Here is a 15300-nt window from a genome sequence, read left to right on the forward strand (position 1 = left end):
GTCGACCTCACAACCGATGGGGAAATGTGACCTGACCATGCTGATCTACCGTGAATCCGGCCTCGTTACCGTTCCCAGGCCTCTTCGAGGACCTGGACCTGTGGGTCGTAGGTCCCGGTCGAGAGGTATTTCCATCCGCCGTCGGCGACCACGAAGGCGATGTCGGCGCGCTGCCCCGACTCGACGGCGGACCACGCCACATCGAGTGCGGCATGGAGATTGGCGCCGGTGGACGTGCCTGCGAAGATTCCCTCGACGTCGATCAACTCGCGGGTGCGCTGGATCGCCTCGGCGTGACGCACCCGGAATCGACGGGTGAGTACCGACTCGTCGTACAACTCCGGTACGAATCCTTCTTCGATGTTGCGGAGACCGCAGACCATCTCGCCGAAGCGCGGTTCCGCGGCCACGATCTCGACGCCGTCGACGTGTTCGCGGAGGAACCGACCCGTTCCCATGAGGGTTCCGGTAGTGCCGAGCCCCGCCACGAAATGGGTGATCTCGGGCAGGTCCCGCAGGATCTCCGGCCCGGTCGTCTCGTAATGCGCCATCGCGTTGGCCGGGTTGCCGTACTGGTAGAGCAGCACCCAGTCCGGATTCTCGCTCGACAGTCGCATCGCGACGGCGACGGCCTCGTTGGAACCACCGGCGGCCGGGGAGTCGATGATCCGGGCGCCGAACATCGTCAGGAGCTGGCGGCGTTCCATCGACGTGTTCTCGGGCATCACGCAGATCAGCTGATAGCCCTTCAGTTTTGCGGCCATGGCCAGGGAGATGCCGGTGTTTCCGCTGGTCGATTCGAGAATCGTCGACCCCGGGGTCAGACGGCCGTCCCGTTCGGCCTGCTCGATCATGCGCAGCGCCGGGCGATCCTTGATCGAACCGGTGGGATTGTGATCCTCGAGCTTGGCCCACAACCGCACCGGGTTGCTGCCGTTCCAGCGTGGCGACAGCCGGGGCAGGCCGACGAGTGGAGTGTTCCCGAGAGTGTCGATGTACGAATCGAACCTTGCCACGTCAGTGATCAGCCTTCCGTGACTACACGGCGTGCGGACGGACACTCGCTGTCGACGTCGGGGGTCGAATCTGTGACAGCCATGATCAACTCCTGAGGGTGCGGTGGGGTGCGGCGACGGAGGCCTGCCATGGGGACGTCCGGATCTCGGCAACACGGCGTGTGTGCGCGAATCCGCAAGTTCGAACCCCTCGACCGGCCCTCCGCGACGACACTGTCGATGGCCTGAACTACGCAGTTTTGGTGTGCCCGGATCTCGCGAGGAGCGTACCAGCAGGCCATTCGCCCGGCCGCCGGATGCGGCGTACACGCCGGTAGACCACGTGTTCGCCGTGGCCGGCCACTATCCGAACGGTTGCGGCCCTACCGCTTTCCGGGCCCGCTGCTTCCTGGCGTCGGCGGAGAGCAGCCACGCGGCGAGGACACCGCCGACGGCGCCGAACAGATGCCCCTGCCAGGACACACCGGGCGCGCTCGGCAGCACACCCCACAGCAGACTTCCGTACACGACGAACACCACCACGCCGACGAGGATCTGGCCGAGGTTGCGTGCGAAGACTCCCCGGACCAGCAGGTAGGCGAGCCAGCCGAAGATCAGGACGGAGGCGCCGATGTGGTTGGAATAGGATCCGCCGGTCAACCAGGTGCCCAGACCGCCGACCACCCAGACGATCCCGGTGGCGGCGAGTCCGCGGGCGATGCCCGACAGCAGCACGAGGAACCCGAGGACCAGCAGTGGGACGGTGTTCGCGAACAGGTGCGCCCAGTCGTCGTGGAGGACCGGGGCGAACAGAATTCCCCACAGCCCGTCGATCGTGCGCGGCTGGACGCCGTTGTCTTCGAGTCGCTCGTCGGACGCCACGTCGGCGATCTCGATGACGTACAGCAGCATCGTGAACGTGCCGACGAGGATCGCGGACTGCAGCCACAGCGGCTTCGACTTGCGCGCGGGTGCCGGCGACGCGCCACCCCTCGGCGCCGGCGGGCCGAATCGCGAGGAGTCGAACGGCGAAGTCATGATCCGCACACCCTTGTCGTCATGCCCACAGCTGCCCTTCCAGTGCTTCTTCCGCTTCCTCGACCGTACCGCCGTAGGCGCCGGTCGACAGATATTTCCATCCGCCGTCGGCGACGATGAACGCGATGTCCGCCGCGCGTTCGGCCTTGACCGCCTTGCGCGCGACTCCCAGCGCGGCGTGGAGGATCGCGCCGGTGGAAATGCCCGCGAAGATGCCTTCGTTGTCGATCAGTTGCCGGGTGCGGCGGACCGCGTCGGCGGGGCCGACGGAGAACCGCGAGGTGAGGACGGACTCGTCGTACAGTTCGGGGACGAAGCCCTCGTCGATGTTGCGGAGGCCGTACACGAGTTCCCCGTAGCGGGGTTCCGCCGCGACGATCTCGATGCCGTCGACGTGTTCGCGGAGGTAGCGTCCCACGCCCATGAGGGTTCCGGTGGTGCCGAGCCCGGCCACGAAGTGGGTGATCTCGGGCAGGTCCCGCAGGATCTCCGGCCCCGTCGTCTCGTAGTGCGCCAGCGCGTTCGCGGGATTGCCGTACTGGTACAGCATCACCCAGTCGGGGTGCTCCGCGGACAGCTCCTTGGCCAGGGCCACAGCCTGATTCGAGCCGCCACGCGCCGGTGAGTCGATGATCTCGGCGCCGAACATCGTGAGCAGTTGCCTGCGTTCGACGGACGTGTTCTCGGGCATCACACAGATGAGGTGGTAGCCCTTGAGTTTCGCGGCCATCGCCAGGGAGATGCCGGTGTTCCCGCTGGTCGGTTCCAGGATCGTGGCGCCGGGTGTCAGGGTGCCGTCGTTCTCGGCCTGTTCGATCATGCGGAGGGCGGGCCGGTCCTTCACCGAACCGGTGGGGTTGCGGTCCTCGAGTTTCGCCCACAGGCGGACCGGCGAGGTGCCGGTCCAGCTCGGCGACAGGCGCGGCAGCCCGACGAGGGGTGTGTCGCCGAGGGTGTCGATGAGCGAATCGAACCGCGCCACGGCCGCGATCAGCCTCCGGCGACGGCGGGCAGGATGGTCACGGAATCCCCGTCGGCCACCTCGGTGTCGAGTCCACCCGAGAATCGGACGTCCTCGTCGTTGACGTACACGTTGACGAACCGGTGCAGCCGGCCGCCGTCGATCAGGCGGTCCTTGATGCCGCCGTACTTGTCGTCGAGGTCGTCGATGACGGCGGAAAGTGTGGGACCTGTTGCCTCCACTCGCTTTTCGCCGCCGGTGTGGGAACGGAGGATGGTGGGGATCGAAACTGTGACAGCCATGGTCGGCTCCTCGGGATGTGGGTGTCTCTCTGCCGCGGGACCGTCGCGAGGGACGGCGTCGTCACTTGTCGGGGACGTCCGCCACCGAGGTGTGGGCGAACTTGTAGCTCTGCACCACGTCGACGGGTTCCTCGGTGACGACGCCGTCGACGATGCGGTAGCTGCGCAGTTCGTGGGCGTCGGGGTCGCGGGTGGAGATGAGCACGTAGTGGGCGTCCGGTTCGGATGCGAAGGAGATGTCGGTCCGGCTGGGATACGCCTCGGTGGCGGTGTGCGAGTGGTAGATCACGACGGGCACCTCGTCGGCGTCGTCCATCGCCCGCCACACCTTCAGCTGCTCACCGGAGTCGAATCGGTAGAACGTCGGCGAACGTTCGGCGTTGATCATCGGGATGTGCCGTTCGGGGCGGTCGGAGCCCTCGGGCCCGGCGATGACCCCGCACGCTTCGTCCGGGTGGTCGGCCCGCGCGTGTGCGACCATCGCCTCGACGAAGTCCGATCGAATCACCAGCACGTCATCCACCTCCGTGAGCGCCATCCTAGGTGCGGACCGTCGACTCGGCCACCGAACAGACCGCGTCAGGAACGCAGTGCCGAGGGGAACAGCTCGCGGTACGTGGGAATTCCCGCGACCGGAGTGGCGCTGAGGACGGCGTCGACGATGGCCTTCTCGACCACTTCGGCGGCCGCCGTGCAGACGGCGTCGACGACGGGCAGATCGGGCGGGAACGCGTCGGGCACGCCGGCCGTGTGGTGCACCGGGTGGATGCCGGTGGCGAGCGCGAAGATCGTGTCGCCGTCTAGCGGCGAATGCGCGGGCCGGATCGCGCGGGCGAGCCCGTCGTGTCCGGCCACGGCGACGCGGCGCATCGCCGCCTTGCCGAGGGCGGCGTCGGTCGCGACGACCCCGATGGTCGTGTTGAGCACGGTGCTCTTGGCCATCAGCTCGCGCGCCGCCGACACCTCGGCGGCGACCGGGGGTCGGAGCCCGAACGCGGCTGCGCCCACGGTGGCGACGCCCCACGGCAGTCCGGTCGCCGGATCGAACACGGTTCCGACGGGATTGGCCACCATCAGCGCGGACACGGTAATGCCCTTCGCCGGACCGTCCGTGATGACGACGCTCGCCGTTCCGACCCCGCCCTTGATCGCACCCGCACGCGCCCCGACCCCGGCGCCCACCGAACCGGAGAGCACCGTGTGCGACGCGGAATCTGCTGCCCGGTAACCGAATTCGGCGGTGGGACGAGTGCGCCAGTCGCCGACCGGCAGATCGAAGATGACGGCGGCGGGGACGATCGGGACCACCTGATCGGGCTCCCCCATGGCGATTCCGTGACCGTGCTCCTCCAGCCATCGCATGACGCCGTCCGCGGCGGCGAGCCCGTATGCGCTGCCGCCGGTGAGGACGATCGCGTGCACCTTCCGGACGCTGTGGCTGGGGTCGAGGAGGTCGGTTTCGCGGGTGCCCGGCCCGCCACCTCGGACGTCGACCGCACCGGTCGCGCCGTGCGGCGCGAGGACGACGGTGCATCCGGTGGCGGCACCGCTGCCGAGTGTGGCGTCCGGATCGAGTCGGTGGTGGTGCCCGACGCTCAGGCCGACCACATCGACGAGCGAATCGGTGCGGCCCGGCGTCGTGCCCGTCACGGTGCCAGTGCCTGAACGAGCGAGTCCTGCATCCAGGTCAGCCAGTGGTAGATGTCGAGATGCGGTGCGCGGGGATCATTCGGATCGAGTTCGTCGGGCGTGTCGGCGTCGATGCCGAGGTTGGTCCCCAGCGCCAGCCGGACGTCGTTGAGACCGCTGAGCCAGGCGTCGGCCTGCTCCGGGGTGAGCAGAACCTTGCCGCCGTTCTCCGGGACGGTGTGCAGGATGACCGAGCCCGCGGCCAGCTTGGCGTCGATGATCTCCGGTTCGTGGAGTCCGCGCAGCGCACCGTTGACGTCGGCCTTCGACTCGGCGCGGATCTCGTCGTCGTCCGGCGCGTCCATGTCGGGGCGGTGGAAGTCGGGCAGCAGCCGGGCGAGGACCTCCTCGTCGGGTGCCGTCGTGTTGCCTGTCCGCATCCCGGTGAGCGCGGCGAGTTCGTCGGCCGGCGCCGACGCCGCCCGCTCCTCGAGGAGGCCGAGGACGGAGGCGACCAGCGATCGCAGCACCGTTGCCTCGTGCTCGTCCATCTCCGAGCGCAGCTTCATGCCCCCGAGCGAGTTCTTCCTGCTCCACATCCGCACGTCGTGTACCGAGTTCCTTACTGTCCGAACGGAAAGTTAGCTGCTGTCACGCTGCATCGTGGCCCACAGGCCCGCCGCGTGCAGCTTGCGTACATCGTTTTCGACCTTGTCGCGGGAGCCGCTCGACACTACGGCCTTCCCCTCGGAATGCACCTGCATCATCAGTTCCGTCGCCTTCGCTTTGCTGTACCCGAAGAGCTTCTGGAAAATGTAGGTGACGTAGTGCATCAAATTCACCGGATCGTCCCACACGACGGTGACCCAGGGACGATCATTGGCTTCATCGACCTCGACGACCTCCGACTCTGCAGGGGTGACCTGCGGCGATGCCGGCATGGCATCCACGAATGGAGCTGTCGTCGAGCAATGAGCCATGACACAAGGGTACGACGCTCCACCGCCCGGCGACACCGCGGCTTACAGTGGCCGGGTGTCCAGAGACAGCACCGCCTTGTTCACCGACCAGTACGAGTTGACGATGCTGTCGGCGGCCCTCGCCGACGGTTCCGCCCACCGTCGCTGCAGCTTCGAGGTGTTCGCCCGCCGCCTTCCGGACGGTCGCCGCTACGGAGTCGTCGCCGGCACCGCCCGCCTGGTCGCGGCGCTGTCGAACTTCCGCTTCGGTGATCCGGAACTCGAGATCGTCTCCCGCTTCCTCGACGACGCCACCGTCGCCTGGCTGCGTGACTATCGGTTCAGCGGCGACATCGACGGCTACCGCGAGGGCGACTTCTACTTTCCCGGCTCCCCCATCCTGTCGGTCCGCGGAACGTTCGCCGAGTGCGTGCTGCTCGAGACGCTGATCCTGTCGATCCTCAACCACGACAGCGCGATCGCGTCCGCCGCCGCGCGGATGGTCAGCGCCGCCGACGGCCGCCCGATGATCGAGATGGGGTCGCGGCGCACCCACGAGGAATCGGCGGTCGCGGCCTCGCGTGCCGCGTACCTGGCGGGTTTCACGGCCACGTCGAACCTGGAGGCGGTCCGCAGGCACGGCGTGCCCGGTGCGGGCACCAGTGCGCACGCGTTCACCCTGTTGCACACCACCCCGGACGGGCCGGACGAGGCGGCGGCGTTCCGCGTGCAGGTCGCGGCACTCGGAGTGGGAACCACACTCCTCGTCGACACGTACGACATCACCGCGGGTGTCGAGACGGCGGTCGAGGTCGCGGGCCCCGGACTCGGGGGTGTCCGGATCGACTCCGGTGATCTCGGTGTTCTCGCCCGGCAGGTGCGCGGGCAACTCGACGGCCTCGGGGCGACCGGGACGAAGATCGTGGTGTCCGGCGACCTCGACGAGTACGCCATCGCCGCGTTGCGGGCCGAACCGGTCGACGTCTACGGGGTCGGCACGTCCGTCGTCGTCGGGTCGGGTGCGCCGACCGCGGGAATGGTCTACAAACTCGTCGAGGTGGACGGCATCCCCGTCGAGAAGCGGAGCAGCAACAAGGCGTCGCGGGGCGGCGTCAAGAAGGCGGTGCGGTTCGCCCGCGACACCGGAACCCTGGTGGAGGAGGTCGTGTACCCGGCCCACTCCGACGCACCCGGCGCGGCAGGCCTCGAGGTGATAGAACTGCTGGTCCCGCTGGTGCGGGGCGGTGAGACCGCCTGCGAGGCGACTACTCTGGAGGACAGCAGATCCCTCCTGGCGGCGGGCCTCGTCAGTCTCCCGTGGGAGGGTTTGAAGCTCTCCCACGGCGAGCCCGCGATCCCCGTGCGCTTCGCCGAACCCGAATCCAGGAGGGCACCATGACCGACATCGAGAACACCACCGCCCGGCGGGCGCTGCTCGTGGTCGACGTCCAGAACGACTTCTGCGAGGGCGGCTCCCTCGCCGTCGAGGGCGGTTCCGCGGTCGCGGCGGCGATCAGCCGCTTCCTGGCCGGAGCCGTCTACGACGCGATCGCGGCCACCATCGACCACCACATCGACCCGGGCCATCACTTCTCCGAAGAACCGGACTACGTCGACACCTGGCCGGTGCACTGCAAATCGGGAACCCACGGCGCGGAGTTCCACCCGGACCTCGATCGGAGCGGCATCGAGTCGGTGTTCTCCAAGGGCGAGTTCTCGGCGGCGTACTCGGGCTTCGAGGGCACGAACTCCGACGGCCAGACCCTGGAGAAATGGCTGCGTGCGGCCGGGGTCACCGAGGTCGACATCGTGGGGATCGCCACCGATCACTGCGTGGTCGCGACGGCACTCGACGCCGTGGCCGCGGGCTTCCCGACGCGCGTGCTGCTCCCCCTCACCGCGGGTGTGGCGCCCGCGACCGTCGAGGCCGCGATCACCGCGATGCGGGCCGCCGGGGTGCGCCTCGTGGGGCGCGACGCGGACGTCCCCTCGGACCGCGTGACGATTTCTGACGTAGGTCCCGAGTAACCTGCTCGGGTGCCTGAAAACCTCCCCAACGTCCCCGAGCTGTTGCGCACGGCGGTGCGGTCGCTGGGCGGTGCCGAGCGGTCCAACCAGCTGACCATGGCTTCCGCCGTCGCGCATTCGATCGACACCGGGGAGCATCTGGCCGTCCAGGCCGGTACGGGTACCGGCAAGTCGCTCGCCTACCTCGTGCCGAGCGTCCGGCACGCCGTGCAGAGCGGCAAGACGGTCATCGTCTCGACGGCCACCATCGCGCTGCAGCGTCAGCTGATCGACCGCGACATGCCGCGGCTCGCGGACGCGCTGCAGGGTTCACTCGGCCGCAGGCCGCACTTCGCGATCCTCAAGGGCCGCAACAACTATCTGTGCATGAACAAGATCCACACCGGGACCGCGGAGGAGCCGCCGGCCGACGAGCTGTTCGATCCGTTCGCGGTGTCCCGGCTCGGCCGTGAGGTCCAGCGTCTCACCGAGTGGTCCTCGGACACCGAGACCGGCGACCGCGACGACCTGGCCCCCGGCGTCAGCGACAAGGCCTGGCGCCAGGTCAGCGTCACGGCCCGCGAGTGCCTCGGCAAGTCCCGCTGCCCGGTCGGCGAGGACTGCTTCGCGGAGCGGGCCCGCGCGGAGGCGTCGCAGGTCGACGTCGTCGTCACCAACCACGCCCTGCTCGCCATCGACGCCATCACCGGAATCGCGATCCTCCCCGAACACGACGTCGTGGTCATCGACGAGGCGCACGAACTGGTCGACCGCGTCACCAACGTCGCCACCGCGGAGTTGGCGGCGTCGACGATCAGTGCCGCGGCGCGGCGCTGCGCGAAGCTCGTCGAGGAGCAGGACGCCGATCGTCTCGAGGCGGCGGGCGAGGGCTGGGCGGCGCTGCTCGAGGAGTTGCGGCCGGAGCGGTGGGAGGCGTTGCCGCCCGGCGCGGCGCCCGCGCTCGCCGCCGTCCGCGACGCCGCCTGGGCGTTGCGCACGGCCATCGGCCCGTCCCGTCCGGGCATGGCGTTGAGCGACCCGGAGGCGGCCGCCGCCCGCAACACCGCGCTCGCGTCGGTCGAGGAGGTTCACGACAGCGCCGTCCGCGTTCTCAGCGCGTTCGACGAGCCGGACCCGGCCAAGCGTCACGACGTGGTGTGGCTGGCCGCCGACGACAACCGAGGTTCGATCCGCCGGGTGGTGCGGATGGCGCCGCTGTCGGTCGGCGGGCTGCTGCGGTCCCGGCTGTTCGCGGAATCGACCGTGGTCCTCACGTCCGCGACGCTGACCGTCGGCGGGTCATTCGACGGCCTCGCCGTCAATTGGGGACTTCCCGCGGAGTCGTCCGTCGTCATCGATCCGGCGATGGCCACCGGATCCGAGGCGCCGTCCGACGCTGGCACGTTCAAATGGAACGCCCTCGACGTCGGGTCGCCGTTCGACCACGCCCGCGCCGGCATCATCTACATCGCGAAGCAACTGCCGCCGCCGGGGCGGGACGGCCTCTCCCCCGCGTATCTCGACGAGATCGCCGAACTCGTCGAGGCGGCGGGCGGAAGGACGCTGGGATTGTTCTCGTCGATGCGGGCCGCGAAGGCCGCGTCCGAGGCCATGCGCGACCGGCTCGACACCCCGATCCTGTGCCAGGGCGACGACTCGACGGGCGCCCTCGTCCGGGCGTTCGCCGGCGACGAGCCGACGTCGCTGTTCGGCACGTTGTCGCTGTGGCAGGGCGTGGACGTGCCGGGCCCGTCCCTGAGCCTCGTGATCCTCGACCGCATCCCGTTCCCCCGCCCCGACGACCCACTGCTGGTCGCCCGGCAGAAGGCGGTCGAGTCGCGCGGGGGCAATGGGTTCCTTTCCGTCGCAGCCAATCACGCGGCGCTGCTGCTCGCGCAGGGTGTGGGTCGTCTGCTGCGCAGCGTCGACGACAAGGGTGTGGTGGCGGTCCTCGATCCGCGGCTCGCCACCGCCCGCTACGCCGGGTATCTGCGGGCATCGCTGCCGCCGTTCTGGGAGACGTCGGATCCGGAAGTCGTGCGCAAGGCGCTGGGACGGATCCGCGACTCACGGCCCTGAAACGCTGTCATGCACTGAGTCGGACAGCGGATGGGCGCGCACCTATGCTCGACCGATGGACCTTGCGATCTCAGTCCGCGGACTCACCAAGAAGTTCGGTGAAGTCCTCGCCCTCGACGGCCTCGATCTGGAGGTGAAGTCGGGTGAGGTGCACGGATTCCTCGGACCCAACGGCGCGGGCAAGTCCACGACTATCCGGGTGCTTCTCGGTCTGCTGCGCGCCGACGGGGGTTCGGCGTCCGTTCTCGGTGCCGATCCGTGGCGTGATTCCGTACCCGTGCATCGACGGCTCGCCTATGTGCCAGGGGAAGTGAACCTGTGGCCCAATCTGTCCGGCGGTGAGGCGATCGACCTTCTCGGGCGACTGCGGGGCGGACTCGATCCGGTCCGTCGCGCGTCGCTGATCGAACGGTTCGAACTCGACCCCACCCGGAAGGGCCGCACCTATTCGAAAGGCAACCGGCAGAAGGTCGCCCTCGTGGCTGCACTCGCCGCCGACACCGAACTCCTCATCCTCGACGAGCCGACATCGGGCCTCGACCCGTTGATGGAGGCGGTGTTTCAGGAGTGCATCACCGAATTCGCGCGCGGCGGACGCACCGTGCTGCTGTCCAGTCACATCCTCGCCGAGGTGGATGCGCTGTGCCATGCCGTGACCATCATCCGGGCGGGCCGGACGGTGCAGGCGGGAACGCTGTCCGAGCTGCGACATCTCACCCGGACGACGGTGACGGCGACCACCCGGATCAAGCCCAATCCGATCGGGAACGTCCCCGGTGTACACAACCTGCAGAAGGGTGCGGACGCGAACACGGTGACGTTCGACGTCGATTCCGATCAGATCGACCCGGTCATGACCACGTTGACGGGGCTGGGCATCGTGTCGATCACCGCCAACCCGCCGACGCTGGAGGACCTGTTCCTGCGCGAGTACCGCGACGAGGTCGAGGCGCTCGGGATCGGACGGTCGCAGTGAGTCAGCTGAGCGGGACGGGTGTGCTCGCCGAACTGGCGGTGCGCACCGACCGGGTGCGGATTCCGGTGTGGACGGTCGCGGTGGCGGGTCTCACCGTCCTGCTCGCGTCGAGTTACTCCACCATCTACCCGACCGCCGAATCCCGGCAGGCCCGTGCCGAACTCATCTCGTCCCCGGCCGCCACCGCCCTCGCCGGGCCGGGCTACGGCCTGGACGACTACACGCTGGGTGCGATGGTCGCCAACGAGATCGCCGGCATGACGATGGTGGCCGTGGCGATCATGTCGGTGCTGCTGGTGACGCGGCATCTGCGGACGGAGGAGGAGACCGGGCGCGCGGAGCTGGTGCGCGCCGGCGTCGTCGGGCGGTACGCGGGGATCACGGCGGGACTGGTGTCGGCGGCCCTCGCCAATGTGTTCGTCGCGCTGCTGCTGGTGATCGGGTTGCTCGCCGTGGGTCTGCCGCCGGCGGGTTCGCTGAACATGTCGGCGGGTGTGCTGGTCGTGGGTCTGGTGTTCACGTCGCTGTCGGCGCTGGCGTCACAGCTCACCGAACACGCCCGCGCGGCAAGCGGTGCCGGAATCTGCGCGGTCGTCGTCGCGTACCTGCTGCGGGCAGTCGGCGATGTGCAGCAGGGACACAGTGGGAGCCTGCTCACGTGGGTGTCGCCGATCGGCTGGTCGCAGGCCACCCGCGCATACGTCGACGAACGCTGGTGGCCGCTGCTGATCGGCGTCGTCGCGGCGGCGCTGACCGTCGTGTGCGCGTATGCCGCCATCGGTCGCCGGGACGTCGGGGCGGGACTCCTTCCGCCGCGGGGCGGGCGCGCCGAGGCGTCCCCCCGCCTGACCGGGGTCACCACCCTCGCGGCGCGTCAGCAGCGCGGCCAGATCCTCGCCTGGGGTGTCGGGGTGTTCGCGCTATCGCTGCCGATCGGTTCCCTCGGCAGGCAGATCAGCGATTTCATCGAGCAGGATCCCGATCTCGCACAGCTGCTGCCGGGTGGCGCTGCGGCGGCCGCCGACGGCGCGTTCGCCCTGTATCTGGTGTTCCTGGTGGTGATGGCCGCGATGTACGCCGTCGGTGCCGTCGTGTCGATCCGCTCGGAGGAATCGTCCGGTCGCGCCGAGGAAGCCCTGGCCACCCCCGTGTCGCGGGCGCAGTGGCTGGGTGGCCAGCTTGTCGTGATCGCGGTCGCCGCCGTCACGATCGCAGTGGCGGCCGGGGTCGGCATGGGGATCACCGCGGCGTTCACGCTGTCCGACGCGGGCGCGCTCGGGCGGCTGATCGGCGCCGCCCTGAACACGGTGCCGGCCGTGCTCGTGATCGTCGGATCGTGCGCGGCCGTCTACGGGTTGATCCCACGCGCGCTTCCCGCACTGTGGGCGTTCGTGGGCTACGTTCTCGTCGCCGGAATGTTCGGGGAGGTCCTCCCAGACTGGTTCGGGATTCTCTCCCCCTTCCACTACACACCGGCGCTGCCTGCCGAAAGCTTCTCGGCAGCTCCCCTCGTCGTTCTGCTGCTCCTCGCGGCGGCCCTGTTCCTCGCCGCCGTCGCCGGCTTCCGGCGCCGCGACGTCGGCCCGTAGACCGTGCCGGGACGAACCCGGGCCGGCTCGGTGGAGCCGGTCAGGGGTTCGGCACCGTCACCAGGCCCAGCTCCGACGGATCGACGAGCAACTCGTGGTGCGGAAGTACCCGCACCGTGTACCCGACCGAGCCGGACAGCGGCAGGGCCAGATCGGCGACGAACAACTCCCCCGACTCGTCCGAGGCCGCGTGCGTCATCGGAACGGTCACGAGGTCGGTGAGCTCCTCGTCCGGTCCGGCCTTGCCGATCACGGCCTGCACGGTGACATCGTCGACGGACAGTTCACCGAGGCGGATCCGGGCGCGGAGCACCAGATTCGCTCCGATCTCGGGAGTGTCGGGCAGCCCCGCGCCGTCGACCTGCAGGACCGTCACCGCAGGCCACGCCGCCTCGACGCGTCGACGGAACGCGGCGAGTTCGCGGGCGCCGGCGAAGTTCTCCGCCGCCACCGTCCGGGCCGACGCGGCGGCGGGCGCGTAGTACTGGACGGCGTAGTCGCGCACCATCCGTGACGCCAGCACCTTGGGCCCTAGGTTCTGCAGCGTGTGACGCACCATCTCCACCCAGCGCACCGGCAGTCCGTCCGCGCGGTCGTAGAACCTCGGCAGGACGGCGCGCTCGAGCAATTCGTACAGTGCGCTCGCCTCGAGGTCGTCGCGCCGGGTCTCGTCGACGACGCCGTCCGCGGTCGGGATGGCCCAGCCGTTCTCGCCGTCGAACATCTCGTCCCACCAGCCGTCGCGGATCGACAGGTTCAGTCCGCCGTTGAGGGCCGACTTCATCCCCGACGTTCCGCAGGCCTCGAGCGGGCGCAGCGGGTTGTTGAGCCACACGTCGCAACCCCAGTACAGGTACCGAGCCATCGACATGTCGTAGTCGGGGAGGAACGTGATGCGGTGCCGGACGTCGGCGGCGTCGGCGAACCGCACGACCTGCTGGATGAGCGCCTTCCCGCCGTCGTCGGCGGGGTGGCTCTTCCCGGCGACCACGAGCTGTACCGGACGCTCCTCGTCGAGGAGCAGGGCCCGCAGCCGTTCGGGGTCGCGCAGCATCAGCGTCAGGCGCTTGTAGGTGGGCACGCGCCGGGCGAAGCCGACGGTGAGCACGTTCGGGTCGAACACCTCGTTCGTCCAGCCGAGTTCGGCGGACGTCGCGCCGCGTTCGATCCAGGACGCCCGGACCCGCCGGCGCACCTCCTCGACAAGTTTTCCGCGCAGCGCGTTGCGGGTCGCCCACAGCTCCTCGGCGGACAGATCCTGCAGCCGCTCCCAGCCGCGGGCCTCCTCGACCAGTTCGGGGCCGAGGATGCGGGTGGCGAGATCGATCCATTCGGGTGCGGCCCAGGTGGGCGCGTGGACACCGTTGGTGACCGAGCCGATCGGCACCTCTCCGGCGTCGAAGCCCTGCCACAGCGGCTGGAACATCTCCCGGCTGACGATGCCGTGCAGCTTGGACACGCCGTTCGCTCGCTGCCCGAGACGCAGGCCCATGTGGGCCATGTTGAACACGGACGGATCCGATTCGCGGCCGAGTCCGAGGATCCGGTCGATCGTCAGCCCCGGTAGCAGGGACGATTCGTTCGCGCCGTTGTCGCCGCCGAAGTAGTGCCGCACGAGGTCGGCGGGGAACCGGTCGATTCCCGCGGGAACGGGGGTGTGGGTCGTGAAGACGGTGCCGGCGCGGACCGTGGCCAGCGCCTCGTCGAAGTCGAGCCCGCCGGTGGTGACCAGTTCGCGAATCCGCTCGATGCCGAGGAAACCCGCATGCCCCTCGTTCATGTGGAAGACGGCGGGATCGGGCAGGCCGTAGGCGTGGGTGTAGGCGCGCACCGCGCGGACGCCGCCGATGCCGGCGAGGATCTCCTGTTTGATGCGGTGGTCCTGGTCGCCGCCGTACAGGCGGTCGGTGACGCCCCGCATCTCGGCGTCGTTCTCCGCGATGTCGGAGTCGAGCAGCAGCAGCGGGACGCGCCCCACCTGGGCGATCCACACGCGGGCGCGCAGCACCCGGCCGCCGGGGACCGCGACGTGCACGAGGACCGGCGCCCCGTCGGACGACTGCGGCCCGGACTCGGTGAGCAGACGCAGCGGCAGGCCCTGCGGGTCGTGCGGTGGGTAGTGCTCGGCCTGCCAGCCGTCCGCGGTCAGCGACTGCCGGAAGTATCCCGAGCGGTACAACAGCCCGACACCGATCAGCGGCAGTCCCAGATCGGATGCCGCCTTCAGGTGGTCGCCTGCGAGAATCCCGAGGCCGCCGGAGTAGTTGGGCAGCACTTCGCTGACCCCGAACTCCATTGAGAAATACGCGATCCCGCCGTCCAGCGACACGCCCTTGGCCTGCTGGTTCTGATACCAGCGGGGCCGGGACAGGTAGTCGTCGAGGTCGGCGGCCGCGGCGTCGAGCCGGGCCAGGAACGCGACGTCCTCGGCCAGTTCGTCCAGGCGGGCGGGGTCGACCTCACCGAGCATCCGGACCGGGTCGAACTGCACCTGCCGCCACAGGTCCTCGTCCAGCAATCCGAACAGTTCCTGCGTGGCCGGATGCCACGACCAGCGAAGATTGGTGGACAGCGGACCGAGGGCAGCGAGCCGCTCCGGAAGGTGGGCTCGGACAGTGAACCGACGCAAAGCTTTCACCTCGCGAACGATAACGCACTGCGGGCGTCGTTGCGCCGTGTCGGGCCGGGTGGGCGTCAGATCTCCAATACGGACAGGAACCGGTCGACTCCATTACGGTTGAACGGGCGGCCCAGCCCACGAGCCG

Annotated in this window: 14 protein-coding genes; 5 read left to right on the plus strand and 9 right to left on the minus strand. The window is 69.3% G+C overall.

What is annotated here, in order from left to right:
* Nucleotides 1–65: 65 nt before the first annotated feature.
* The 8 genes from I1A62_RS13805 to clpS form a co-directional block, all read right to left on the minus strand.
* A complete protein-coding gene (locus I1A62_RS13805) occupies nt 66–1016 on the minus strand; it encodes a PLP-dependent cysteine synthase family protein (RefSeq protein WP_219458915.1) in 951 nt (316 codons plus the stop codon).
* 342 nt (nt 1017–1358) lie between these two features.
* On the minus strand, nt 1359–2033 hold the full coding sequence (locus tag I1A62_RS13810; RefSeq protein ID WP_124390070.1) for a rhomboid family intramembrane serine protease: 675 nt from the start codon (nt 2031–2033) through the stop codon (nt 1359–1361).
* A gap of 19 nt (nt 2034–2052) precedes the next feature.
* Complete coding sequence (locus I1A62_RS13815) at nt 2053–3015, minus strand: PLP-dependent cysteine synthase family protein (RefSeq protein WP_124390069.1); 963 nt, start codon at nt 3013–3015, stop codon at nt 2053–2055.
* An 8-nt stretch (nt 3016–3023) separates the two neighbouring features.
* A complete protein-coding gene (locus I1A62_RS13820) occupies nt 3024–3296 on the minus strand; it encodes a MoaD family protein (protein WP_124390068.1) in 273 nt (90 codons plus the stop codon).
* Between the two features lie 61 nt (nt 3297–3357).
* The gene (locus tag I1A62_RS13825; protein WP_225928631.1) at nt 3358–3777 is read right to left on the minus strand and encodes a Mov34/MPN/PAD-1 family protein; all 420 of its coding nucleotides are present in this window, start codon (nt 3775–3777) and stop codon (nt 3358–3360) included.
* Nucleotides 3778–3875: 98 nt separating this feature from the next.
* Nucleotides 3876–4946, minus strand: a complete 1071-nt coding sequence (locus tag I1A62_RS13830) for a P1 family peptidase (RefSeq protein WP_219458916.1) — start codon at nt 4944–4946, stop codon at nt 3876–3878.
* Nucleotides 4943–5530 carry a DUF2017 domain-containing protein gene (locus I1A62_RS13835; protein WP_124390065.1) on the minus strand — a complete coding sequence of 196 codons (588 nt, stop codon included), beginning with the start codon at nt 5528–5530 and terminating at the stop codon, nt 4943–4945. Before I1A62_RS13835 ends, I1A62_RS13830 begins: the two co-directional genes overlap by 4 nt.
* A 36-nt stretch (nt 5531–5566) precedes the next feature.
* Nucleotides 5567–5905 (minus strand): ATP-dependent Clp protease adapter ClpS, encoded by a 339-nt coding sequence (gene clpS, locus I1A62_RS13840; protein WP_072947001.1) that lies wholly within the window; start codon nt 5903–5905, stop codon nt 5567–5569.
* Here clpS and I1A62_RS13845 point away from each other — a divergent pair.
* The 5 genes from I1A62_RS13845 to I1A62_RS13865 are packed head-to-tail and all read left to right on the plus strand — an operon-like array spanning nt 5904 to nt 12535.
* The gene (locus I1A62_RS13845) at nt 5904–7283 is read left to right on the plus strand and encodes a nicotinate phosphoribosyltransferase (RefSeq protein ID WP_219458917.1); all 1380 of its coding nucleotides are present in this window, start codon (nt 5904–5906) and stop codon (nt 7281–7283) included. The two genes, clpS and I1A62_RS13845, sit on opposite strands and share 2 nt — an antisense overlap.
* Complete coding sequence (locus tag I1A62_RS13850; RefSeq protein ID WP_124390063.1) at nt 7280–7912, plus strand: isochorismatase family protein; 633 nt, start codon at nt 7280–7282, stop codon at nt 7910–7912. The genes I1A62_RS13845 and I1A62_RS13850 overlap by 4 nt, the downstream gene beginning before the upstream one ends.
* Before the next feature lie 9 nt (nt 7913–7921).
* Complete coding sequence (locus I1A62_RS13855) at nt 7922–9970, plus strand: ATP-dependent DNA helicase (protein ID WP_219458918.1); 2049 nt, start codon at nt 7922–7924, stop codon at nt 9968–9970.
* Between the two features lie 55 nt (nt 9971–10025).
* Entirely contained in the window at nt 10026–10946 is a 921-nt protein-coding gene (locus tag I1A62_RS13860; RefSeq protein WP_124390061.1) for an ABC transporter ATP-binding protein, read from the plus strand.
* Nucleotides 10943–12535, plus strand: coding sequence for an ABC transporter permease (locus tag I1A62_RS13865; protein ID WP_257890796.1), 1593 nt, complete (start codon nt 10943–10945; stop codon nt 12533–12535). The genes I1A62_RS13860 and I1A62_RS13865 overlap by 4 nt, the downstream gene beginning before the upstream one ends.
* A 40-nt stretch (nt 12536–12575) precedes the next feature.
* On the opposite strand, the gene glgP is transcribed toward I1A62_RS13865, so the two are convergent.
* Nucleotides 12576–15173, minus strand: coding sequence for an alpha-glucan family phosphorylase (gene glgP / locus I1A62_RS13870; protein ID WP_124390060.1), 2598 nt, complete (start codon nt 15171–15173; stop codon nt 12576–12578).
* Nucleotides 15174–15300: the final 127 nt, after the last annotated feature.

Origin of the sequence: Rhodococcus sp. USK10 (assembly GCF_019378875.1) — a bacterium.
Classification (GTDB): domain Bacteria; phylum Actinomycetota; class Actinomycetes; order Mycobacteriales; family Mycobacteriaceae; genus Rhodococcus_F; species Rhodococcus_F pseudokoreensis.

Bases quoted from the DNA above. Each gene is read 5' to 3' on its own strand.
- I1A62_RS13810 (WP_124390070.1), bottom strand. From the start codon at position 2,033: ATGACTTCGCCGTTCGACTCCTCGCGATTCGGCCCGCCGGCGCCGAGG.
- I1A62_RS13820 (WP_124390068.1), bottom strand. From the start codon at position 3,296: ATGGCTGTCACAGTTTCGATCCCCACCATCCTCCGTTCCCACACCGGC.
- I1A62_RS13825 (WP_225928631.1), bottom strand. From the start codon at position 3,777: ATGGTCGCACACGCGCGGGCCGACCACCCGGACGAAGCGTGCGGGGTC.
- I1A62_RS13845 (WP_219458917.1), top strand. From the start codon at position 5,904: ATGACACAAGGGTACGACGCTCCACCGCCCGGCGACACCGCGGCTTAC.
- clpS (WP_072947001.1), bottom strand. From the start codon at position 5,905: ATGGCTCATTGCTCGACGACAGCTCCATTCGTGGATGCCATGCCGGCA.
- I1A62_RS13850 (WP_124390063.1), top strand. From the start codon at position 7,280: ATGACCGACATCGAGAACACCACCGCCCGGCGGGCGCTGCTCGTGGTC.
- I1A62_RS13860 (WP_124390061.1), top strand. From the start codon at position 10,026: ATGGACCTTGCGATCTCAGTCCGCGGACTCACCAAGAAGTTCGGTGAA.